The sequence below is a fragment of the Oleiphilus sp. HI0066 genome, assembly GCF_001635725.1.
Genome location: NZ_LWFH01001455.1, coordinates 1 through 748 on the forward strand (window position 1 = coordinate 1; position 748 = coordinate 748).

At 42.9% G+C, this 748-nt stretch carries 1 protein-coding gene; it reads left to right on the forward strand.

Features of this window, described 5'->3' with window-relative positions; all coding sequences use genetic code 11:
* Positions 1-171 precede the first annotated feature (171 nt).
* Positions 172-621, forward strand: coding sequence for a YHS domain-containing (seleno)protein (locus tag A3738_RS22655; RefSeq protein ID WP_068500152.1), 450 nt, complete (start codon positions 172-174; stop codon positions 619-621).
* Positions 622-748 lie beyond the last annotated feature (127 nt).

Here is a 748-nt window from a genome sequence, read left to right on the forward strand (position 1 = left end):
TTTACTATGGTACGTTATCGACCGAAAACTAGGACCCTTTAAGTACAAAAAGTGCAAATTTGTTTCGCTTTATTTCTTCGATCTATTTCGCCCTCTATGTCGTAGCTAAACTTGCGTGAAACTTTTTCACTAACGACTGGTCTACAGGGCACAATAAAAAGGTCTTAAACTATGCAAACACTATTACGCTCCCTTAGTTTCGTCACCCTTCTTACTCTGTTTATATCACCTGCAAATGCCGTGGAACACGTTTATACAGATTTCTTTGGCAAGGCGATTGAAGGCTACGATCCAGTCGCATATTTCTCCCAATCGAAGCCCGTCAAAGGCGAAAGTGAGTTTACGTATGAGTGGAATGGCGCAACCTGGTACTTTGCAAATGCAGAAAACAAACAGCTGTTCATTGATAACCCTGAACAGTTCGCACCACAATATGGTGGCTATTGCGCATGGGCTGTTAGCCAAGGTTACACGGCAAAGATTGATCCTGAAGCTTGGCGCATTCACGAGGGCAAGCTCTACCTAAACTACAACCAGTCAGTGCAATTTACCTGGGCAAAGGACATCCCAGGAAACGTTAGTCGCGCCGATAAGAACTGGCCGAAACTCACATCAAATTAAGCAGAGAGAACTAGTTGATTAAACAAGACAGTGTAATTCGTCTGCCAGAATTTGTAGGTGTTCGATTACTTTAAAACCTACGCATGTTCACTCGATATAAATTCCGTCCACTCATTTGGCTCTGTTT

Excerpts from the sequence above, each read along its gene's own strand:
- A3738_RS22655 (WP_068500152.1), top strand. The coding sequence starts at position 172 with ATGCAAACACTATTACGCTCCCTTAGTTTCGTCACCCTTCTTACTCTG.